The sequence below is a fragment of the Nocardioides scoriae genome (assembly GCF_900104965.1).
Classification (GTDB): Bacteria; Actinomycetota; Actinomycetes; order Propionibacteriales; family Nocardioidaceae; genus Marmoricola; species Marmoricola scoriae.
Map to the genome: position 1 here is coordinate 223,310 of NZ_LT629757.1, position 21,787 is coordinate 245,096.

Consider the following 21,787-nt stretch of genomic DNA (forward strand, 5'->3'; position numbering starts at 1 on the left):
AGCGACGCCGCCTAGCGCGTCGGCTCGGCCCCGGCCGGGAGCGCGAGCGGGGCCCCCGCGGCGCCGCCGTCGAGGTCGGGCACGACCTTTGGCACGACCGCGCGCAGCGGCAGCCGGAAGGTGAAGGTGGTGCCCTCCGACGGCGCGGAGTCGACCTCGATGCTGCCGCCGTGCGCCTGCGCGATCGAGCGCACGATCGCCAGGCCGAGCCCGGTGCCCTGGATCGCCCCCGCGGTGGCGGTCGAGGAGCGGAAGAAGCGGGTGAACAGCTGGTCCTGCTCCTCCAGCGGGATCCCCACCCCGCTGTCGCTGACCACGACCACCGCGTGGGTCTCGTCGACCTCGAGCAGCAGGTCGACGCAGCCGCCCTCCGGGGTGAACTTGATGGCGTTGCTGAGCAGGTTGAGGACCAGCCGCTCGACGTGGCCCGGGTCGGCCATGAGCACGACCGGGTGGTCGGGCGTGCGCACCTGGAGCGCGATGCGGCGCTTGCGGGCGGCGTGCGCGACCTCCTCGCCAGCGGTCCGCACGGGGCGGCACAGGTCGGTCTCGACCAGGTCGAGGCGCAGCTCGCCGTCCTCGACGCGGGCCAGCGTCAGCAGGTCCTCGACGAGGCTGAGCAGTCGCTCGCCGTTGCGGTCGATCCGGTCCACGAGGTCGCGCTGCATCTGCGTCAGGTTGTCGGCGAGGTCGTGGCCCAGGATCTCGGTGTAGCCCACGATGCTGGTCAGCGGGGTGCGCAGCTCGTGGCTGACCGAGCTGACGAACTCGTTCTTGGCCCGGTCGAGCTCGAGCATCCGGCGGTTGGTCTCGCGCTCCTTGTCCAGCGCCTGCAGCATCGCCTGCTCGGCCGCCCGCCGGTCGGTCACGTCGCGCACCACGCTGAGGAAGCCCACGCGGGCGCCGTCGACGCCCCGGACCGCGGTCACGCTCACCGACACGGTGGCCTGGCTGCCGTCACGGCGCAGGTAGGTCCAGTCACGGGTGTCCTGCTCGGCCCCGGCTGCCACCGGGGCGGTCACGGCGGCGTACCCGGGGGCGACGCCGAGCGCGCGCGCCCGCTCGTGGATCTCGCGGTCGTCGTGGAAGCGGACCGGGTCGCTGCTGCCGACCAGGTCGTCGGCCCGGTAGCCCAGCAGCTGCTCGGCACCGGGGCTGAACCAGGTGATGACGCCGTCGAGGTCGGTGGCGATGAAGGCCGTGCCGCTCGCCGAGTCGAGCAGCTGGCCCAGCTGCAGCTCCGCCTCGCGGTTGTGGCGCAGCGAGGCCCGCAGCTCGCACACCGCCACCATGAAGGCGACCGCGGTGACGGCGGCGACCGCCACGAAGGTCTGCACGGTCGCGCCCATGTCGAGCAGCCCGGCGTCGGGGGCGACCGGGACGAAGGGGCCGTGGCCGGAGGCGCTGAGGATCGCCAGGCCCAGCGCCACGGCGTACATCTCGACCTTGGCCCAGGCCGGTGGGAAGCGTGCAGCCGACCAGATCAGCAGCGGCAGCAGCAGGAAGGCCAGGGGCTGGTCGGGCCGGGCGGTCAGGCACATGGTGGCGCCGGCCGCCAGCAGCACGACGTGGGCGCCGACCTCGGTGGGGCTGAGCCGCACCCGGTGGCGCGGCTGCTCCATGAACAGCGGCAGCACGGTGGTCTGGGCGGCGACGTGGCACACGAACAGCCACACCAGGGGGTTCCACGGCGCGTTGCCCGAGGGGCCCACCAGGGCCAGGGTGACCACGACGGCCGAGGCGGCGCAGCCGAGCCCGATGCCCACCAGCCAGCGGCGGTACGCCGTCCACGACGCCAGCGCCGCGCGTCCCGGCTCGAAGCGGGTCACCCAGCGGACCACGACCAGGGACTCGACGACGTTGCCGACCGCCAGCCCCAGGCTGAGCACCACGCCCTGACCGGTGACCAGTCCGACCACGAGGAACCCGACGCCGAGGGCGATCGCGGTGCGCCGCACGTGCTCGCGGGGGAGCTTCATCAGCAGCACGGTCGCGACGGCCGTGGCCAGCCACCAGCGCGAGACCAGGTCGGGCACGGGACTGCGGTCGAGGGAGACGTACGCCGTCGCGAGCGCGATCGAGCCCAGGCTCACGGAGCCGAGGGCACGGGCCAGCACGGTCGGCACGCTTCGTTCCTTCGCGGCGGTCGGGCGAGATCGCCTCCGAAGGTAGGTCACCCCACGGGATCAGACCGACGAAACCCCCGAACCGGTCGCAAACTGACGGGTGTCCGTCGCCCCGGGTGGGGTCAGGCGCGCTCGCGCGTCCCGAAGTCGGGGTCGTGCGGGTCCGTGGGACGGGTGGCCGGAGCCTGCGGGTCCTCGGTCAGCGGCGAGCCGGCCGGCTCCTGCTCGTGGCCCTGCACCGGGTCGCGGCCCTGGACGTGGCCCTGGACGTGGCCCTGGTCGTGGTGACCCGTGGTGGCGCTGGTGCTGCCGGACCCGGCGGCCGCGGCGGCGTCGAGGTCGGGGCGGTAGTCGTCGGAGCGGTGGTCCACGTCGGGGTCCAGCCGGTCGGCCTCGCGGACGCGGTCCTCCTGGGCGGCCCGGGCCTGCTCGGCGGCCAGGCGCTGCTCGCGGGCCTCGTCCTCGAGGCGGGCGGCGCGGGCCTTGGCGGCCTCCGCCTCCGACTCGACCTCGTGGGCGCGGCGTTCCTGGGCCTCGTGGTCGGCGGCGACGGCGGCGGCGTCCTGCCGCAGCTCGCCGGCACGCTCCCGCTGGGCCTCGCGCTTCTTGGTCCGCGTGGAGCGCAGCACGAGCGCGGCCAGCAGCAGCACGGCGACCACGACGACGACGAGGACGATGACGGAGCTGAGGTTCATGGGCGGTGCCTCCCGGTCAGGGGCCGCGGCGGTGCGGACGTCCCTGCGCGGCTGGTACCCGGCCGGGCACCGGGCAAACTGCGGCTAGAAGGTGTGGGTGGCGTGGGGGCGCAGCGACATCACCAGGGCGACGACCCATCCGACGATCGTCCAGCCGAGCAGGAAGTTGACCCAGCCGATGGTGGTCGCGTTGGTCTTGCCGCGGGTGACGGCGAGCGCCCAGGGCAGGAAGTAGCCACCGGAGACGACCGCGAGCACCCAGGCGACGACCAGCACGACGGGCCGGTGGCGGGTGAGGGTGGTGGACATGGGCAGACGACCGGGACCAGGCAGGCTCATGCCCCGACCGTAGGGGGTCGCGCAAGCCGGCCCGACCTGACCTCGAGCCGGCTCAGTGCAGCGCGGCGTCGGCCTCGGTCTCGGTCCACGAGCGGAAGCGCGCGGTCCAGCCGGGCCGGCTGGGTGCGCAGGTGAACGGCCCGGCCGCGACCTCGACGCCCTCCGGCGCGGGGCAGACCCGGACCAGCGCGAACGGCTCGTCGTCGACGCGGGCCCGCACGGTCAGCGACTCCGCGGCGCGGCTCACCCGCACGGTCGCGGTGCGCCCCCTCCAGCCCGGCACCGGCGCCACCGACCAGTCCGACCGGCCGAGGGTGACCACGGCGCCGAGCTGGACGACCCCGTCGGCCTGCTCGAGCCCGGCCTTGACCCAGGCGTCGACGGTGCCGGGCGGGCCGAGCCGCACGAACACGCCCGCCTGGTCGAACTGCTCGGCCATGTCGACGTGGACCGCGACCTCGACCGCGCGACCCACGGCCAGCGGTGCCAGCAGGGCGTGCTCGCTCTCGTGCACGAAGCCGTACGACGTGTGGCGCCACGCGTCGCTGCCCTCGCGGGCGGTGACGACCAGGTCGGCACCCTCCTCCACCGCCTGCTCGGGCGGGTGGGTCCAGCGGCCGGAGCTCCAGGGGATCGTCGATCGCGTGGTCATGGGCCCAGCCTCGCAGGACAGTTGTGGATCAACCTCCCAAGGCGGACCCGTGGGGCTTGACCGGTGTCGAAATGTGGGGTCATGTGGCTCGAGGTGCGGCCCGGGCCACGCACCGAGGGGAGCCCAGGATGAGGACGCTCGGCACGACGCTGGGGTCGGTGGTCGCGGGCGCGCTCGCGCTGGCCCCGCTGACGGCCGCGCCCTCGGCTCACGCCGCCAGCACCGCGGTCGATCCCGCCACCGGCCAGGTCACCGTCGTGCAGGCCGTGCCCGGGGCCGAGGTCGACCTGGCCGTCGACGGCCGCGACCGGGGCAGCGCGCTCGGGGTGGGCTCGAAGACGGGCCCGCTGGAGCTGCCGGCCGGCACCCACCGGTTGCGCTTCGGAGGCGCGGAGGGCGACCGAGCGGTCACCACCCGGGTGACGGTCCGGCCGGGCTCGAGCACCGACGTGGTGCTCCACCTGCCCGCCTCGCCGGGCGCTCCGCCGGTCGTGAGCACCTACCGGGTGCCGAGCACGCCGCTGGGCCCGGGCAAGGCGCGGGTGCTGCTGGCCCACACCGCCACCGTCGTGCCCGCCGACGTCGTCCTCGACGGCACGACGGTCTTCACCAACATCGCCAACGGGGAGTACGCCGAGGCGGACGTGCCGGCCGGCACCCACCGGGCCTCGCTCGTCGCGACGGGCACCACCGAGGACCCGATCCTCGGGCCGCTGTCGGTCGACCTCGCCGCGGGCACGGCCACGATGGTCTACGCCGTCGGCAACCCCCGGCGCGGCTCGATGCAGGCCATCACCCACGTTGTGGGCCTGCGCGCGGACGGATCCGTGGTGCCCCGCACCATCGACACCGGGTCGGCCGGGTTGGTGCGCGGTGCGGTGGTGCCCTTCACCGTGTCGTCGCTGCAGCCCCGCGGCCGGTCCCTGCCCGCGAGCCGGCCGTGAGGTCCACGGTGTCCGGTGGCCGGCTGCGCAGGGCCGCGCCCGCGCTGCTGGTCGTCGGCCTGGGGGTCGCCGCGGGCTGCGGCACCACGCCGTCCGGCGACGCCGCCACCGCCTCGTCCGGGCCGACGGCCGACGGCACCGTGGCCCCGCGGGCGGTGGAGGCCACACCGGCGCGGCGCGCCGGGGCCCAGCGCCCCGAGGTCCCGCAGCAGCTGCTGCTGCCCGCCGGCGACGCCGTGCAGCTGGCGGCGGTGGACACCCGCTCCGACGGTCTCCTCGAGGTGCCGGACGACGTGCGCCGCGCGGGCTGGTGGCGCGGCGGGGCCCGGGTCGGCGACCCGTTCGGGGTGACCCTGCTCGCCGGTCACGTCGACTCGGCCACCCAGGGGCTCGGAGCGTTCGCCTCCCTCCTCGAGGTCGAGGCCGGTGACCACTTCGTGCTCTCCTCGGCCACGCTCCAGCAGACCTTCGTCGCGACCTCGCGCGAGCTGGTCGAGCAGGGACCGCTCACCGGTCGCACCGACCTGACCGACCCGGCCGGGGAGCGCCGCATCGTGCTCGTCACCTGCGCGCCGCCGTACGACGCGTCGCGCGGTGGCTACCAGCGCCTGGCCGTGGTGACGGCCACGTCGCTGGGCGCCCCCGTCCGGCGGGGAGGTGCGCGGTGAGCTCGACCGGACGCCACGTCGCGCCCCGCACGCTGCCGGTCCGGCCGGCGGCGGTGGTCGCGGCCGCCCTGGTCGTAGGCCTGGTGCTCGCCGCGCTCGTGGTGGCGCAGCTGGTGCGCGTCGACGTGCCGGCCACCCTGCCGCGGGCCAGCGCCGCCTCGGTGCGCTTCGCCCCGCCGGCGGTGGTGCCGGCCGGCAGCGAGCTGGTGCGCACCCGGGTGCTCGCCTCGGGCCAGCTGCGGGTCGACCACTGGGTGCGGCCCTCGGGCCCGGCCGGCTCGTTCGTGCTCGCGGTGCCCCCGTCGGTCGCGGGCGGGGTCGAGGCGCGCGACGTGCGGGTGGCGACCGACTCCGGCGTCCAGGACGCTCCGACGACGGTGGGCGACCGGGGGCGCCGCTACGCCTTCGCGGCCACGTCGTCGCTGCACGTGAGCTACGTGCTCACCGGTGCCGTGACGCGCAGCGGCTCGGTCCCGGGGCGGGCGCTGGCCCGGACGACCTCGCTCGAGCTGGGGCTGCGCCGCGAGCGGCTCGCGACCACCGTGCGGGTCGAGGGTGGCCGGCTGCTGGCCGCCGCCTGCGCCCCGGTCGGTGCGCCGGAGCGGTCGCGGCCCTGCGGCCGCGCCGGGGGCGAGGGGTGGGCGGTCTCGCTGCCCCGGTCGGCGCGGCCCCAGGTGGTCGCGGCGCAGCTCGACCTGGACTGAGCGGCCGAGGCGTCCAGGACGGTGTCAGTACCCACCCAACCGGACCGGGGCGTCGCCACGTCTGAGGGGTGTGGGGCCGGGACCGGGCCGCGCGACGAGGGGCACGGATGCGTGAGAGCGACGAGGCGGAGTTCGCGGAGTTCGCCTCCGCGTCCTGGTCGCGCCTGTTCCGGGTGGCGTACGCCATCAGCGGTGACGCCGGGCGTGCCGAGGACGCGGTGCAGTCGGCGATGGCCAAGGCCTACGCGTCGTGGCGCCGGGTGCGGTCGACGCACCGGCCCGAGGCGTACGTGCGCCGGATCGCCGTCAACGAGGTCCTCGACCTGCGCCGCCGGACCTGGTGGCGCGCCGAGCGACCGGTGGCGGCGCCCGAGCCCGGCCACACGGCGTACGACGCCACCGAGCCGTCGGTGGTGGAGCGCTCCGAGCTGTGGCCGCTGCTCATGGAGCTGGGGCCGCGGCAGCCGGGCGGTCCTGGTGCTGCGCTACTACGACGACCTCAGCGAGCAGCAGATCGCCGAGACCCTCGGGTGCAGCCGGGGCACGGTGAAGTCCCAGGCCTCGGACGCGCTGGCCACCCTGCGCCGCCGGTACGCCGCCGCGGCCGACCTCGTCACGGACGGAGAGCCCTCATGAGCCTGCAGGACCAGCTGGAGCGCGCGATCGCGACCCACGTGGAGGCCGTGGTCCCGCCGGTGCCCGACATCGACGCGGCCGTGCGCCACGGCCGGAGCCTGCGTCGTCGGCGCCGGGCCGGGGTGCTCGCCGCCGCGGGGACCGCGGCCCTCGCGGTCGCGCTCGTGGTGCCCCACCTGGGCGCGTTGTCCGAGCCACCCTCGCGGTCGCCACGCGCGCAGAGCTTCGCGCCGGTCGGGGCCCTCGACTACGACCAGGGCCTGCGCGGCTTCGCCGACCCCTCGCCCGACGGCAACCTCTCGCTGGGTGGTCGGACCTTCCCGATCGAGGACATGGGCTACCTCGACACCGAGGCGCTGGCGACGTCGTACGGTCTGGTGTTCTTCGACGGGTCGCAGACCCCTCACCTGCTCGGCGAGGACGGCGTCGACCGCACCCTGGCCCCGACGCCGACCGACACCCGCGCCGGCGTGCGGCCCTCGGCGAAGGCCGACGCCGTGCAGCCGCTCGTCGCCCTGGCGCAGCCCTCGCCCGACGGCGTCAGCGTGCTCCTGGTGCGGCTCGACACCGGTCGCACCGTCGGGTCCCGCGAGGTGCTCTGCTCGGGAGGGGCGTGCCGCTCGGTCCGGGTCGAGGCCGTCGACCGCGGACTGGTCTTCGTGCAGACCTCCGACGGCACCCAAGTCTGGGACCCGGAGGCGTCGGGGGAGCGGGGGTGGACCTCGCTCGGCGGCCCCGACCTCCGCGTCGCGGACGTGCGCGGGGGCCGGATCCTGTGGGACGGCACGGCGCCCACCCCGGCGGCCGACAACCCGGTCGCCGGCTGGCCGACCACCCGTGGCGCCGTCGATGCCCAGCTGACCCTGGATGGTGGGCACGTCCTGTCCTGGTCGCCCAACCTGGAGCCGACCGAGCCCGAGGGTCGCCCGGTGCGGCTGCGCGTGGACGGAGGGACCTGGTTCGCGGTCGACACCGACGGCTCGGTCCTCGCCGCCGCCTCCGGGAGGGCGAGCAGGGCGCCGGTCTACGACTGCGAGGTCCCGTCGGGGGCGTGCACCCGGATCGGCACCATCGACACCACCGGCGGCGACCCGATGTTCATCGGCGTCGACGGCTGAGGGCCACCGGCGCCGCCCGGACCGGCTGCGGGTGTGCCCCGGCCTGGCATCCTGGCGCTGGTCGCCGCCGGGCGTGCCGAGCAGTGACATTGGCAGCGACACGGGAAGTGGGCGGGCAGGGACGTGCAGATGGTGGACCGGGTGCCCGCGTGGGTGACGCCCGTGGCGTGGGTGTGGATCGTGCTGTGCGTCGCGACCGCCGTCGCGGTCGCGGTCGACGTCCACCGCGGACGCCGGCACCCGACGGTCGCCACCGAGCTGGTGTGGATCGCCTCGGGCCTCTACCTCGGGCCGTTCACGCTCCCGCTCTACCGCCGGCAGGGCCGGGCGGAGCGAGCCGGGGCGCCGCGGCGCGCGGCGCCCGGCACGGCCTCGGCGGCGGTGGCGGGGCTGCCCGGAGGCGCCGCCTCGGCGGTGGCGCACCTGGTCGGCGTACCGCTGGTGCTGGTGTCGGGCCTCACCATCGCCGGCATCGACCTGTGGGTCATGATCATCGTCATCGGTGTCCTCGCGATGCTGCTGCTCGTCGCCTACGAGCGCACGGCGTCCCGCGCCGACTCCTCGCCCAGCGGTTCCACGCCGCACCGGTCGTCGCTCGCGTCGGCCGCGGTCGCCGCCGTCGTGACGGTGCTGGCCTTCGACGTCGGCATGGGCGGGTGGATGCTCCTGCTGCACTTCAACGAGTACATGCCCCCGGCCAGCGAGGGCAGCTTCTGGTTCCTGATGCAGGCCGGCATCGTCCTGGGCCTCGTCACCGGCTGGCCGGCCGTGCGGTGGCTGCAGCGCGAGAGGCGTGCCGTCGCCCCGTCGGTGTGACGCCCGTGCAGCACGTCCGGCGTCAGGACGAGGCGACCGCCCGTCCCGCGATCCGTCCGGAGAAGATGCAGCCGCCGAGGAAGGTGCCCTCCAGGGCGTTGTGGCCGTGGACCCCGCCGCCCCCGAAACCGGCGACCTCGCCGGCGGCGTACAGGCCCGGCACCGATCGGCCGTCGGGCCCGAGGACGCGTGACTCGAGGTCGGTCTGCAGCCCGCCGAGGGTCTTGCGGGTCAAGATGTTGAGGCGCACGGCGACCAGCGGGCCGTGCGCCGGGTCGAGCAGCCGGTGCGGCTTGGCCACGCGGACCAGCTTGTCGGTCAGCGACCTGCGGGCGTTGGCCACCAGCATCAGCTGCGCGTCCTTGGAGAAAGCGTTGTCGAGCTCCCGGTCGCGCGCCCGGATCATCGACTCGACCTCGTCGGCGTCCAGCACGGGTGCGTCGCCGGCCGTGCCGGGCCGCGCCAGCTCGTTCATGCCGGCGACGAGGTCGCGCACGTCGTGGGCGACCACGAAGTCCTCGCCGTGCTCCTTGAAGGCCTCGACCGGGCTGGGTGCGCCCTTGGACAGCCGCTCGCGCAGCAGCACCCGGAGGTCCTTCTCGGTCAGGTCGGGGTTCTGCTCGGAGCCCGAGAGGGCGAACTCCTTCTCGATGATCGACTGGGTCAGCACGAACCACGAGTAGTCGTAGCCGGTGGCGAGGATCGCGCGCATGGTGCGCAGGTTGTCGCAGCCCGGGAAGTTGGGGGCCGGGAAGCGGTGTCCGGTGGCATCGAGCCACAGCGAGGAGGGTCCGGGGATGACCCGGATGGCGTGCTGGGGCCAGATCGGGTCCCAGTTGTGGATCCCCTCGGTGTAGTGCCACATCCGGTCGCGGTTGACCACCCGGCCGCCGGCGGCCTCGGTGATGGCCAGCATGCGACCGTCGACGTGCGCCGGGACCCCGGAGATCAGGTGCTCCGGGGCGGGCCCCATCCGCTCGGTGGGCCAGGTCTCCCGGACCAGGTCGTGGTTGCCGCCGATGCCGCCGGAGGTGACGATGACGGCCGGCGCCCTCAGGTCGAAGCCCCTGGTGACCGTGCGGGAGGACGCCTCGCCCCGGGCCGCGTCGGTGGGCTCGAGCACCGCGCCTCGCACGCCGACGACGGCGCCGTCCTCGACGACGAGCTCGTCGACGCGGTGGCGGAAGCCGAAGGTCACCAGACCGTTGCGCTCGCCCCCGAGCACGGGCTCCTCGAAGACGCGCACGACCTCGGGGCCGGTGCCCCAGGTCAGGTGGAAGCGGGGCACCGAGTTGCCGTGGCCCTGGGCGTCGGCGCCGCCGCGCTCGGCCCAGCCGACCATGGGGACCGACCGCAGCCCCAGCGCGCGCAGGTAGTCGCGCTTCTCGTGGGTGGCGAAGGCGACGTAGGCCCGGGCCCAGCGGCGGCCCCAGCCGTCCTCGTCCTCCACGGACGCGACCTCGGGGTCGGGTCCGAAGCCGGCCGAGCCCTGCCAGTCGTGCCAGGCGAGCTCCGCGGAGTCCTTGATGCCCATCCGGCGCTGCTCGGGGGAGTCGACGAAGAACAGGCCGCCCAGCGACCAGAAGGCCTGGCCCCCGAGGTTGGCGCGGTTCTCCTGGTCCAGGACCAGGACCCGCTTGCCGGCGAGCACGAGCTCGTGGGTGGCGACCAGGCCGGCCAGCCCGGCGCCCACGACGATGGCGTCGGGCTGGAAGTCGTCGGTGTTCACGGTGCCTCCTCGAAGAATGGTCGGAGCAGCTCCAGGAGCGCCTGCAGGGCGTCCTGGTCCCGGTCGGGGTCGGGCAGGACGTGCGCGACGGCCGCCTCGCCGTCGAGGTAGGTCACGGCCAGGCGCAGCGCTCGCTGGTGCTCGGGGGTCCACGCCCGTCCGGTCGGCAGCAGCGAGGTGACCGCTGCCGCGGTGCGGCGGTGGTACTCCCGCAGGGCCGGTGCGAGCCCGTCGCGGAGCTCGGGGTCGGTGCGGGACGCGTGCACCAGCTCGTGCCACACCACGTTGGACCGCGACCGCACCCGATCGCGCAGGTGGTGCAGCGCACCCGGCAGGTCGAGCCCGGTCGGGACGTCGGTGGTCTGGCGCTCGGCCACGCGGCGAGCCGTCGCGACCAGCAGGGCACGCCGCGTCGGGAAGTGCCGGAACAGGCCCCCCTGGCTCAGGCCGGCCTGCTCGCACACCGCGGTCGTGGTGGTGCCGGCGTACCCGCGCTCGTGCAGCACCACCTCGGTGGCGTCCAGCAGCCGCGTGACGGCAGCGGCGCTGCGCTCGACCTGGGTGACCACCCCACCAGCCTAACTTGGAGAGTGGCCACTCGCTAAAACTGCCTGGATGTTTCGCCTGCGAGCAGGCGTCCGTCCGAGTCCCAGACCTCGCTGTCGTCGAGGCACCACCGCCGAGCACGAGGGCCGGACCGACGGTCAGCAGGGCCGGCGGCACCTGAGCCCAGGAGACGCTGTTCAGCAGAAGTGCTCGAGCAGAGAGCCGCCGCCGACGACTCCGACGGCCAGGCCCAGCACACCTGCAGTTCGACACGAGCCTCGCCCAGTTTGCGTGGGAAGACGCAGGGGAGGTCCGGCCCCGGGTCGCCCGCACCACCGGCGGGTGCAGTGGCGTGCCGGGCGCCTCTGCGTGCCAGATCGCGACGACATGTCAGGACGTAGTGACTCAGGTCACCCATCCGCGGGTGCGGTGGTGGCGAACTCCATGTGTCACACACACAGCCATCAACAGGAGTTGACTCCCCATGAGCACGATGCTCACCACCAAGGGCCGCAAGGGCCTCGCCGCGATCGCGCTGGTCGCGATGACCGGCACCATGGCCGCTTGCGGCAGCAGCGACGACTCGAGCGCTTCCGCCTCGTCGTCCTCGTCGTCCTCGTCGTCCTCGGCGTCCACGCAGGCCGCTCCCAAGCCCGTCGCGGCGATCGACTCGCTGACCGGCAAGAACACCCAGGTCGCCCTGGACGCCGGCTTCGTCGACGCCCTGAAGTCGCTGAAGCTGACCCCCGGCACCACCGGCAAGGCCAAGCTCGTCGGTGGCGGCGGCACGCTGCAGTTCCCGATCTCGGGCGGCAACGTCACGGTCTTCAAGCCCGGCACCGTCTCGCCGTACGTCATCGGCCAGGTCCAGCACGAGGGCTCCGGTCTCTCCCTGACCGCTGGTGACACCAAGGTCGAGATCAACAACCTCAACGTCGACCCGGGCGTGTCCCGCGTCTACGGCGACGTGCTGGTCAACGGCGAGGTCGCTGCGTCCAGCGCCTACGTGTTCACCCTCGACGGGCGCACCCTGAACCCCCTGAAGACCGGTGACGGCACGGCCACCCTGCAGGGCACCAAGGTCGAGATCTCGCCCGTCGCCGCGGGTCTGCTGAACCAGACCTTCAAGACCGACGCGGTCAAGCCCGGCCTGCTGGTCGGCATCGCGAAGATCACCGTCAACACCACCCCCGGCGACTGACACCACCGGTCGCCCCGTAGCTCCCGCCCCGGTGTGGGTGGAGCTTGCACCCGGGGCGTGAGCGCAGGGCCTGGAGCCGACATCGGCTCCGGGCCCTGTGTGCGTCGGGTGGCGTCCGATCCGTGCGGCTCGGCGTACGTCGCTGGCCCACACCCGGCACGAACTCGGTCAGGAGTCGACCAGGACCCCTGCTGACTGCTGAGGGGCGTCCGTCGTCGTCACCGGGTCGGGGTCCCGGGTGACGTGCAGTGGCAGGCGGACCAGCATGGAGGTGCCTCGGCCCTCCTCGGAGTCCACCTCGATGACACCTCCGTGGCGACGCACGATCGCGTCCACCACGTTGAGACCGATGCCGGTGCCCTGGATGGCGCGCTTCTCCGCGGTCGACGACCGGAAGAACCGTGTGAAGAGCTGGCCCTGCTCGGCGGCCGGGACCCCGATGCCGGTGTCGACGACCTCGAGCACGGCCTGTCCGTGGCACGACGACAGCCGGCAGGTCACCCGGCCGCCGTCCTCGGTGAACTTGAGGGCGTTGCTCATCAGGTTGAGGAGCACCCGCTCGAGGTGGGCGAGGTCGCCCTGCACGGGGACCGGGTGGCTGGGCAGCTCGAAGGAGGTGGTCAGGCGCCGCTCGTCGATGAAGGGACGTAGGGCCTGCTCGGCCCGCTCGACCACCGTGCGCAGGTCCAGCGAGGTGACCTTCATGGAGAACTCGCCGGCCTCGAAGCTGGACAGGGTCAGCAGGTTCTCGGCCAGGGAGTGCATCCGCTCACCGTTGCGGCGCACGGCCTCGAGCATGTCGTGGTGCACCGAGGGGGGTTGGTCGGCGACGGCGTCGAGCAGGACCTCGACGTAGCCCAGGATGCTGGTGATGGGCGTGCGCAGCTCGTGGCTGACGGTGGCCACGAAGTCGGTGCGGGCCCGGTCAAGCTCGCGCAGGCGGCGTACGGCCTCGGCCTCCTTCTCCAGGCCCGCGATCAGGAGGTTGCGCGTGCGCCGCTGCTCGGTGACGTCCTCGGCGATGGCGAGGTAGCCGACGTGGTCGGTGGAGTCGCCCGCCACCCGCGTGATGCTCACGGACGCGGTCAGCCGAGCGCCGTCGCTGCGGATCAGGGTCCAGTCCCGGGGCTGCGCGCCTGACCCGCGGCGGTCCTGGGCTCCGCCGGAGCGCCGGTCGTCGGCGCTCCCGCTGCGCCGGTCCCGTCGGTCGCCCGGACCCCCTCCGCGCCGGTCCTGCGGGCCCCCGCCGCGTCGCTGTCGGCGGTCGAGCGGCCCCAGGTCGACGTCGGAGCGCCGCCGGTCGAGGCCGGAGAGGTCTCGGGTGAGCAGCGTCAGGTCGGCCGGTACGCCGAGGCGGTGGGCGCGCTCGGCGATCTCGGCCTGCTCGAACAGCTCAGCGGGCAGCGCACGTCCGACCATGTCGCAGGCCGAGCGCCCGAGCACGTGCTCGGCGGTGGAGTTGAACAGCGTCACCCGGCCGGCGAGGTCCGTGCCGACGATCATCGGGGTCGACTTGCCCTTCACGACGTGGCTGAAGAGGCCTTGGGGAGGTCCGGTCGGGGTGACGTCGAGCCCGGTGAGCACGACGTGGTCGGCGGTCATGGCCGTCGACTCGAGGGCCCGTCCCACCGACCAGAGGACGCGTCGCGGGTGACCTGATCCCGAGGTGATCGTGCTCTCCAGCCCCATGGTGCTGCGCTCGCCCGACATGGCAGCGTGCATCACGGGCGCTGTCTGCTCGTCCACGAGCTCCTGCCACCGGACCCCGATGACCTGCTCGGGGGTGCACTCCAGGGTGTGCAGGGCGATGCGGTTCATGCGCACGACGTGCTGGGTCTCGCGGTCGATGACGACGACCAGCATGGGGACGGCGTCGAGGACCGAGTCGAGGTCTGGTGCGTCGCGGTGGGGGGATGGGCCCACGGTGGTGCTCCGATCGGTGTCACTGACCGTCGAGGTCCCGAGTGGGGCCTGGCGAGCCAGGTGGGCCGCAGCCGAACCGTTCGTGCGGTGGCCCCGGCTGTTCGAGGCCGCCTGCTGCGGGTGGGGCGTCAGTGGCGCGCGACGTCCCGTGTCTGCTTCACGGCGTACATGGCCGAGTCGGCCCGGCCCAGCAGCTCGTCGGCGGTCTGGCCGTCGTGGGGGGCGACGCTGGTACCGATGCTGGCCTGCACCGTCCAGCGGCACCCGGGGATGTCGAACGGCGCCTGGAGGGCCTCGGTCATGCTGGCCGCCACTCGGCCGACGACCTCGCGGGCGCTCTCGGGTGCCAGGTCGCTGAGCAGGACCAGGAACTCGTCACCGCCGTGGCGCGCCAGCAGGTCCTCGGCCCGGACGACGCTGCGCAGTCGAGCGGCCACCCGGCGCAGCAGGTCGTCGCCGGCTGTGTGGCCGTACTGGTCGTTGACGTGCTTGAAGTTGTCGAGGTCGATGAACAGCAGGCCGGTGCACCGGTCGTGGGCCCGGCCGCGGGCGAGGCTGACCTCCATGCGCTCGGCGAGCCGGATCCGGTTGGGCAGGCCGGTCAGGGCGTCGTTGTAGGCCATCTGCATGATCTTCTCCTCGGCCTCCACCCGCGAGGTGACGTCGTTCTGCACGCCGATGTAGTGCGTGAGCTCACCACCGTCCCCGATGACGGGGGAGAGGTGGACCTCGTTCCACCACCACGTCCCGTCCTTGCGCAGGTTGCGGAGCAGCACCCGCAGCTCGCGGCCGTCCGCGATGGCCGAGCGCATGTCGGAGACCACCTGCGGGTCGGTGGCCGGCCCCTGCAGGAACCGGCAGTTGCGACCGAGCACGTCGTCGGAGGTGTAGCCGGTGAGGTCGGTGAAGGCGCGGTTGACCCAGATGAGGGGGTGCCGGGGGTCGCGCACGTCGGCCACGGTGATGCCGGCGGTGGCAGCGGCCAGCGCGCGCTCGAGGATGAGGGGCGAGACCTCCGCGGGGATGCTGGTGTCATGGCCGAGGACGTGCTGCGACTCGCGCTCGTGCGCAGCGGCAGCCAGCGCGGCCAGGGCCTCCGTCTGGGCGTCGGGGGTCCTGAGGGGCGGGTCCAGGCGTCGCGGCTCGGGCCAGATCCGCGACATCAGGGAGTTGGCGACGGCGATGGTGAGCTCACGATCGTGGGACAGGACGAACTCGAACCGGCGGTTCCGGTCGGGCCCGTCGTCGCCCAGGTCCCGGGCGACCAGGGTCGCGGAGAAGTGGGGTCCCAGGACGGCGATGTCCCACTCACCTCGGACGGGGTCGTCGTCCTCCAGGACGGCACCCCGCACCCCTGGGCAGGGCTCGGGTGACATGCCTTCACCCAGCGCGCCGACGAAGGCGGTGTGCTCGGCGAGGTCGGTGTAGCGGCGGATCGTGTCCGTGGTGAAGAACTGGGCGCTCTGGAAGGACGAGAGCACGACGGCGCTGTCACCGGCGTGGCGTGCCTGGGCCTCCAGCTGCTTGCTCACCTCGATGAGCAGCGGCTTGACCGCCTGCCGGGCCGTCCGCGACGCCGCCACGTGCTCGAACGGGGAGGGGTGCGGCTCGTGAGAGTCGTGCTTGAGGATCACGACCGGTCGGCCGGTGAAGGGCGGGAGCGGTGCGACCAGCGGACCAGGCCGCCCGAAGAACCAGCCCTGCCCCAGGGTCGCCCCGAAGGCGCGTGCCGTCTGCACGTGCTCCTTGGTCTCGAGCCCCTCGGCGAGGATCACGGTGCCCGACCGCTCGGCTTCCGCGTGGACAGCGTTCATCACCGCAGCGACGTCGGCCGTCGCGCGCTGCTGCACCAGGCGCATGTCCAGCTTGATCACGTCGGGCCGCAGCATCGGCAGCAGCGCGAGGGACTCCGGGACCGCGCCGACGTCGTCCAGGGCGACACCCCAGCCGAGCGTCCGCATCCGAGCGACGGCCTGCAGGAGCTCCGCAGGTCGGGCTGCGAGAGCGCGCTCCGTGAGCTCGACGACCACGGTGATGGGCAGGTCGCCCTGGGCGTGCATCGACTCGGGCTCCCACGCCGTGAGGGCCTCGGGCTCGGCGTTGACGAACAGGCGGTACGGCGCCGCGAGCCCGGCCGCACGCGCACCGGCCACCGCAGCCAGTCGGCACGCAGCGTCGAGGTCGCTCACCCGACCGGCACGACGAGCGGCGCCGAAGAGCGCGTCGGGCTGTTCCAAGGCGGACCCGATGGGCCCCCGCGCGAGCGACTCGAAGGCCACGATGCGCCCGTCGTCGAGGTCGACCAGGGGCTGGTACGTCGCCCGGACACCATGCGAGTCGAGGACGTGTCGCAGCAGGTCGTCGTCGAACGCCGGGCCGGTCTCGGACCCGACCCACGAGACGAGCTCCGGTGCAGAAGTCACGGTTCCCCCAAGATCTCGACAGCAGACAAAAGGGACCATCGGCACAGGAGGACGAGACCTGACCTGTTCCGACAGGGTCATTCGTCGACGGCGTCGCCTCCTGGGGGCGGGTCGGACCCGGGCGACGTCGGGCCACCGCAGCCCGGGCGTCATGCGTGCGGGACGACCGGGTACCGCAGGTGATGGGTGGCCGCATGCCGGCGTGTCGTGGCCCTAGGTCCAGGCGTCGAGACCAAGGCGCCTGGACCGCTCGCGCGTTCGCTGCTAGGTGCTGGCGCCGGCCCTGTTGGCCTCGGCGAGGATCCGCTCGGCGATGTCGCGCACCTTGACGTTCGACGTCGACGACGCGCGCCACAGGAAGGCCTGAGCGGACTTCTCGTCCAGGCTGTACTGGTGCATCAGGATCCCGATGGCCTGGCCGATGAGCTGGCGGGTGGCGACCGCATGGCTCAGGCTCTCCACCTCGTGGGCCTTCCCCAGGGCGACGGCGGCATGGGTGGCGAAGAGGGCGGCGGTGGTGATGTCGTCGGCCGCGATCTGGTCGCGTGAGGTCGAGTACAGGTTGAGCCCGCCCATGGTGCCGCTCGCGTCGAGGTGCAGCCGCACCGCCAGCTGAGCCTGGAGGCCGATGGCCACGGCCGACGGCACGTACTTCGGCCATCGCTGCTCGTGGTGGATGTGGGGCGCGACGATCACCTCGGTGCCCTGCAGGCTCTCCAGGCACGGGCCCTGGCCCACGGTGTTCTGGATGTCGTCCAGCTGGCGGACGAGATCGCTGGAGGCTGCTCGCGTCTGCATGGGCTCCTCGCCGTCCTTGGTGCCGATGCCCACGTGGTCGAAGTGCGGCAGGGCCTCGGCGGCACTGCGGACGATGACCTCGAGGGTCTCCTCCACGGTCGCCGTCTCGCTCATGCGGTTGGCGGCGTGCGCGATGGCACGAGCGATGCTGTCGTTCAAGGTGCGGACCCTTCGTGAGCTCCTGGGTGGGCGACGTGCCTGGCACGAGAGAGACCGAGGATGGTGCAGCCTCGTGGCTGTCGGGCGCGAGGTCAAGGCCGGATGGAGCCGGTGCGCGATGTCGCGCTGCGGGACGTCGGCCCTGGTGCGAACCACCACGCGGAGACGGTACCGGGAACGACGCAGGTCGGGCCCCGGAGGGACCTGACCTCTCGGTGCGCCAGCAGGGACGTGAACCCCGAACCCGCTGATGAGCAGCGGTGGTTGGCCGGGTTGTGGCGCCGACCGTGGCGATGCCGGTTCGACCTGCTGACGTGCACTCCGTCGGCCACTGTCACGTGATGGTGGCTTGGGGGTTCCTGGCTGATGGGGATGGCATGAACGGTGGCTCAGCCTCGCCCGGGATGTCTGCGCAGGCCGCGATGTCGCTGATGGGTGGCTGAGAGGCATCGCCACGCCGCGGGCCAAGCCGTAGCCGCCGTTTCAGAAACCCGGACGGTCCCAGGTTGACAGGCGCTCTCGCGCCGCCACACGCGTGGACCGGGCGGCGAGCACGCGGGTGTCTTCACCCCGGGCTCGGTGCCGACGGTCAGACCGGTAGCCCGCAAGCAGCACGGCACCGAGGACGAGTACAAGCACGATCACTACGAGCACGGCCAGGCTCCTTCGTCCCGCCCCCCGGGATCGGCACACGTGTGGACCTGGGCTCACTCCCAGGATGCGCTCACCCCTGCTGGGCCGCAAGAGCCCGCGACCAGCATCGAATGCCCCTTCCCCGTCCGTCCGCCCAGTCGCATCATGTTTCCTGTGAACCTCATCGCTGCGGTGTGGGACCGACTAGCCCGCCGATCTCCTGCGGCCACGCCCTCCGACCCTCGGGCTGCGCCGCTGAGCTCCGCAGACCTCAACCGGCAGTGGCACAGGGATCGGGCCAAGGCTCGCAGGGGCGACCGGCCCCTGGGCGCAGGCCAGCAAGACCAGGGCCAGCCCGGTCACACGTGGGGTGGTGTCGGTGGAGACGGTGGTGCCGGCACCTGACCGCCCGCACGCGCAGTTCACCACCGCTAGCGGCTCGCGCGCTGGACGGCAGCCCGCGGACGGGCCCTTCGGCAGCCGGCCTCCCGCCGGACTCAGCGCCTCCCGTTCGCGCCCGCCGGCCGGGTCGACCCGGTGCGCGGCGGACTGCTCGGGCCGCCGGTCTGCGGTTGGTGCGTGACGTCACCGGGAAGTCTCGGATCCAGCGGTATCCGCTGCCTCACCACCACTGTCATCACTTCAAGCCGCACGGGCAGGCGCCGCAGCCGCCGTCCTCCGGGCACTAGACAACGGTTGCGTGCGACGGACCCCCGATCCGGTGCCACCCGCAGACCGCTGAGAACAGAGAGTCGGAGCGGGCTTGCCCAGCACCTTGGCGCACCTTCGAACGCGGATGGCCGACACAGGCGAGTACCCCTGCTGCATCGCCGGTACCGGCCCTGGGCCGACGTGGCCCGCTGTGGCACGACGTTGTCTGGCGGCTGGTAGCCGATGGTCCTGTCAAGGTCTCGCTCCGCTTCGACCTTCGTCGTCTACTGACTCCGTCGTTCGCGCACCAGGGGAGAGCGCGGCCTCGTGCATCCGTGGACTCAGCTACCCGCCCTGGTCTGGTCGATCCCCAGCGACATGAGCCGGTGGTGGTGCCGGGGTGAGCGACCGCTGCCGCAGCACGCCAGTCACCAACGCGGGCCTGAGGGACGCACACGCCCGCAAACCGCTGGAGGCGAACGGGCTGCGGTGCGCCGCCGTACCTCTTGGTGCCGCAGCAGCGTGTCAAGCAAGTCCATACGACGGTCTAGTCCAGAATTCCGGACCGAAAAGCTCCCATATCAGATTTGTCGGATTGATCCGAGAATCGGTGTGTCACGCAACTCGAACTGTTCTCTGGAGGGAATGCACATGGGGAGCATCGCCTGGAAGCGAGCCAGCGTGTCCACGCTGGCTTGTGCCGCGCTGCTGACGAGCGTCGCGTGGGCAGGGAGTCCGGCAGCGGATGCCGCACCTCTCGAGAGCGGCGACGTCACGGCGACGACGACCGGGTCGGACGACGCCACGAACGGGGTGGCGGAGACCGAGTGGGGTGATGACACCAGCAAGCAGGGCAAGCGCGCGAGCAAGCGCACCGGTTCCTGGGACGCCTCCCTGGACCTGGGCTCGGCCTTCTCCACCACCAGGTCCATCGGGGCCCAGGCTGCGTGGGCGCTGGGCGTCACCGGCAAGGACGTCACGGTGGCGATGGTGGACACGGGCACGGCACCGGTGGCGGGTCTCGACGACGGCGCACGGTTCCTCGACGGTCCAGATCTGTCGTTCGAGAGCCAGGAAGCCGGGACCCGGTACCGCGACGGGTTCGGCCACGGTACCCACCTCGCTGGCCTCATCGCCGGCGCGGACCGCGGGTTCGATCCCAAGCGGCCCGATCCCTCCCTCTTCGCCGGGGTGGCGCCCGACGCCAAGCTCCTCAACGTCAAGGTGGGCACCGGTGACGGTGGTGCCGACGTGTCCCAGGTGATCGCCGCCATCGACTGGGTCGTCGAGCACCGTGACGACGCGGGCATGCGGATCCGGGTCCTGAACCTGGCCTACGGGACCGCCTCGACGCAGTCCTGGCAGGTCGACCCGTTGGCGCGGGCCGTCGAGAACGCTTGGCGCAACGGCATCTTGGTGGTCAGCTCGGCCGGCAACGACGGGTCTGACGGGTCCTCGTTGCTCATGCCGGCCGTCGACCCGCACGTGCTCGCGGTCGGTGCCGTCGACCACCGGGGGACGATCGCCACCGACGACGACACCGTCGCCGACTTCAGCAGCGTCGGGAACGACGAGCGTCGAGCGGACGTGCTCGCCCCGGGCAAGTCCGTGGTCTCCTTGCGAGCCCCCGGGTCGAACGCTGACCTGCAGCACCCTGAGGGCCTGGTGGCAGGCGACGACGAAGGTCGATACTTCCGCGGCAGCGGCACGTCGCAGGCCGCAGCCATCGTCGCGGGTGAGGCCGCCCTGCTCTTCGACGCCAAGCCCAGGCTGACCCCGGACGAGGTCAAGGCCGTCTTGATGAGGACTGCACGTCCGCTCGGTCAGGCGGATCCCGCGCAGGGGGCCGGCGTCACCGACGTGGCTGCGGCTCTTGCGCTGGTCAGGTCCAAGGCCACCCCGGACGTGGCTCCCAGCGCCCTGCCTGCTTCGACCGGGCTCGGCTCGCTCGAAGCCTCCCGCGGCGGCGAGCACGTCGTCGACCCCGGGACCGGGATCGCACTGACAGGAGAGATCGACGCACTCGGGTCAGCGTGGAACGGTGCCGCCTGGGTCGCTGCCCAGCATCAGGGCGCCACGTGGTCCAAGGGCCTGTGGAACGGGCGCGCCTGGACCGGCGAGAAGTGGAAGGACAAGCAGGTCCTCGGGGTGAGGTGGACCGGCGACTCGTGGAGCGGCAAGCCGTGGGCCGACGAGGGCTGGTCCGACGACGTCTGGCAGGCGCGGAGCTGGCGGGGCAACAGCTGGAAGGCCCGCAGCTGGCGCGAGGAGTCGTGGAAGGCACGCAGCTGGCGCAGCCTCTCGTGATGACGAGGTGACACCCGGAGGGGTTGCGTGCTGACACGAAGAGGCACCGTCGGGTCGCCGCCCCCAGCTCGCCGCCCCTCCCTGGGGCCGGCGCGTCGTGCTCGCACGAGGAAGGCCACGACGTTGAGATCGGGCATGGCCAGCGGGGCGAAGCACATATCGAGAACACGTCGAGGCGACATCTTCAGGGACGCGCCTGTTCGTTCGGGCAGCACTGATTCGGGGCGGTGGCAGTGGACGTAGTGACCTTCTACAAGTCGGCAAGACCCGTGGCGCGTGGGTGGTATCTCGACCCATCGCATCCACTGCGCCATCGCTTCTGGACCGGCACGAGGTGGTCACCTGGTGCGCAGGAGACCTCGGCCAGCGCACATGGCGGTTCTGCAGCCAGCACGGGCCTGATCGACGAGGGCAGCGACGGTGAGGAGTGTCCATAGCCGGCCTGACGAGGGTGGCCACCGCTTCCTCGGTTGCAGGGCCCGACCCGGCTGCAATGACGAATCAGGTGCGCGGCAGTCCTTGATCCACATGGTCCGCGCACCTGCATGGAGGGCATCCGCCATCGCGTGCCCCGGTGGTAGGGCGGCTTGGCGGTCCTGCCCGGGTGAGGTGATCCATGTGTGCCACGAGCTCGGACGTCCGTTGCTCGACTCGCGCGCGGTCGCGTCCGACCTGCTAGCTGCGCCGCGCGGTCAGGGCGGGCGCACTGTCGGGGTCAC

At 73.1% G+C, this 21,787-nt stretch carries 17 protein-coding genes and 1 pseudogene; 9 read left to right on the forward strand and 9 right to left on the reverse strand.

Annotation, left to right across the window (positions count from 1 at the left end; genetic code table 11):
- Positions 1-11 precede the first annotated feature (11 nt).
- The 4 genes from BLU55_RS01080 to BLU55_RS01095 form a co-directional block, all read right to left on the reverse strand.
- Positions 12-2,126, reverse strand: coding sequence for an ATP-binding protein (locus BLU55_RS01080; protein WP_172833841.1), 2,115 nt, complete (start codon positions 2,124-2,126; stop codon positions 12-14).
- A gap of 122 nt (positions 2,127-2,248) precedes the next feature.
- Positions 2,249-2,821 (reverse strand): hypothetical protein, encoded by a 573-nt coding sequence (locus tag BLU55_RS01085; protein WP_091725221.1) that lies wholly within the window; start codon positions 2,819-2,821, stop codon positions 2,249-2,251.
- Between the two features lie 84 nt (positions 2,822-2,905).
- Positions 2,906-3,160, reverse strand: coding sequence for a superinfection immunity protein (locus BLU55_RS01090; protein ID WP_197681056.1), 255 nt, complete (start codon positions 3,158-3,160; stop codon positions 2,906-2,908).
- 52 nt (positions 3,161-3,212) lie between these two features.
- Positions 3,213-3,812, reverse strand: coding sequence for a DUF1349 domain-containing protein (locus tag BLU55_RS01095; RefSeq protein WP_091725224.1), 600 nt, complete (start codon positions 3,810-3,812; stop codon positions 3,213-3,215).
- Between the two features lie 128 nt (positions 3,813-3,940).
- On the opposite strand from BLU55_RS01095, the gene BLU55_RS01100 reads away from it, so the two are divergent.
- The 6 genes and pseudogenes from BLU55_RS01100 (at position 3,941) to BLU55_RS01125 (ending at position 8,698) form a co-directional block, all read left to right on the forward strand.
- The gene (locus BLU55_RS01100) at positions 3,941-4,756 is read left to right on the forward strand and encodes a DUF4397 domain-containing protein (protein ID WP_157682656.1); all 816 of its coding nucleotides are present in this window, start codon (positions 3,941-3,943) and stop codon (positions 4,754-4,756) included.
- Positions 4,753-5,424 (forward strand): class F sortase, encoded by a 672-nt coding sequence (locus BLU55_RS01105; RefSeq protein WP_157682657.1) that lies wholly within the window; start codon positions 4,753-4,755, stop codon positions 5,422-5,424. Before BLU55_RS01100 ends, BLU55_RS01105 begins: the two co-directional genes overlap by 4 nt.
- Positions 5,421-6,128 carry a hypothetical protein gene (locus BLU55_RS01110; RefSeq protein ID WP_091725227.1) on the forward strand — a complete coding sequence of 236 codons (708 nt, stop codon included), beginning with the start codon at positions 5,421-5,423 and terminating at the stop codon, positions 6,126-6,128. The genes BLU55_RS01105 and BLU55_RS01110 overlap by 4 nt, the downstream gene beginning before the upstream one ends.
- Before the next feature lie 107 nt (positions 6,129-6,235).
- Positions 6,236-6,463, forward strand: a pseudogene (locus tag BLU55_RS19815) (sigma factor); the annotation flags it as partial.
- Positions 6,464-6,605: 142 nt separating this feature from the next.
- Complete coding sequence (locus tag BLU55_RS19820) at positions 6,606-6,764, forward strand: sigma factor-like helix-turn-helix DNA-binding protein (RefSeq protein WP_231917136.1); 159 nt, start codon at positions 6,606-6,608, stop codon at positions 6,762-6,764.
- Positions 6,765-8,023: 1,259 nt separating this feature from the next.
- Positions 8,024-8,698, forward strand: coding sequence for a DUF4396 domain-containing protein (locus tag BLU55_RS01125; RefSeq protein WP_157682658.1), 675 nt, complete (start codon positions 8,024-8,026; stop codon positions 8,696-8,698).
- 22 nt (positions 8,699-8,720) lie between these two features.
- Here BLU55_RS01125 and BLU55_RS01130 read toward each other — a convergent pair whose 3' ends face one another.
- Both BLU55_RS01130 and BLU55_RS01135 read right to left on the reverse strand, forming a co-directional pair.
- Complete coding sequence (locus tag BLU55_RS01130; RefSeq protein WP_091725233.1) at positions 8,721-10,427, reverse strand: FAD-binding dehydrogenase; 1,707 nt, start codon at positions 10,425-10,427, stop codon at positions 8,721-8,723.
- Positions 10,424-10,996, reverse strand: a complete 573-nt coding sequence (locus tag BLU55_RS01135) for a TetR/AcrR family transcriptional regulator (RefSeq protein ID WP_091725235.1) — start codon at positions 10,994-10,996, stop codon at positions 10,424-10,426. The genes BLU55_RS01130 and BLU55_RS01135 overlap by 4 nt, the downstream gene beginning before the upstream one ends.
- 461 nt (positions 10,997-11,457) lie before the next feature.
- On the opposite strand from BLU55_RS01135, the gene BLU55_RS01140 reads away from it, so the two are divergent.
- The gene (locus BLU55_RS01140; protein WP_172833842.1) at positions 11,458-12,174 is read left to right on the forward strand and encodes a hypothetical protein; all 717 of its coding nucleotides are present in this window, start codon (positions 11,458-11,460) and stop codon (positions 12,172-12,174) included.
- A gap of 168 nt (positions 12,175-12,342) precedes the next feature.
- Here BLU55_RS01140 and BLU55_RS01145 read toward each other — a convergent pair whose 3' ends face one another.
- The 3 genes from BLU55_RS01145 to BLU55_RS19590 all read right to left on the reverse strand — a co-directional run bounded on the left by BLU55_RS01145 (position 12,343) and on the right by BLU55_RS19590 (position 17,477).
- Positions 12,343-14,097, reverse strand: a complete 1,755-nt coding sequence (locus BLU55_RS01145; protein ID WP_157682659.1) for an ATP-binding protein — start codon at positions 14,095-14,097, stop codon at positions 12,343-12,345.
- A gap of 128 nt (positions 14,098-14,225) precedes the next feature.
- Positions 14,226-16,520 (reverse strand): diguanylate cyclase domain-containing protein, encoded by a 2,295-nt coding sequence (locus tag BLU55_RS01150; protein ID WP_197681058.1) that lies wholly within the window; start codon positions 16,518-16,520, stop codon positions 14,226-14,228.
- A gap of 264 nt (positions 16,521-16,784) precedes the next feature.
- Positions 16,785-17,477: a GAF and ANTAR domain-containing protein gene (locus BLU55_RS19590; RefSeq protein ID WP_172833843.1), complete on the reverse strand. Its 693-nt coding sequence runs from the start codon at positions 17,475-17,477 to the stop codon at positions 16,785-16,787.
- A 1,935-nt stretch (positions 17,478-19,412) separates the two neighbouring features.
- On the opposite strand from BLU55_RS19590, the gene BLU55_RS01160 reads away from it, so the two are divergent.
- Both BLU55_RS01160 and BLU55_RS20105 read left to right on the forward strand, forming a co-directional pair.
- Complete coding sequence (locus BLU55_RS01160) at positions 19,413-21,068, forward strand: S8 family serine peptidase (protein ID WP_157682661.1); 1,656 nt, start codon at positions 19,413-19,415, stop codon at positions 21,066-21,068.
- Positions 21,069-21,337: 269 nt separating this feature from the next.
- Positions 21,338-21,505, forward strand: a complete 168-nt coding sequence (locus tag BLU55_RS20105) for a DUF2510 domain-containing protein (RefSeq protein WP_407938419.1) — start codon at positions 21,338-21,340, stop codon at positions 21,503-21,505.
- Positions 21,506-21,787: the final 282 nt, after the last annotated feature.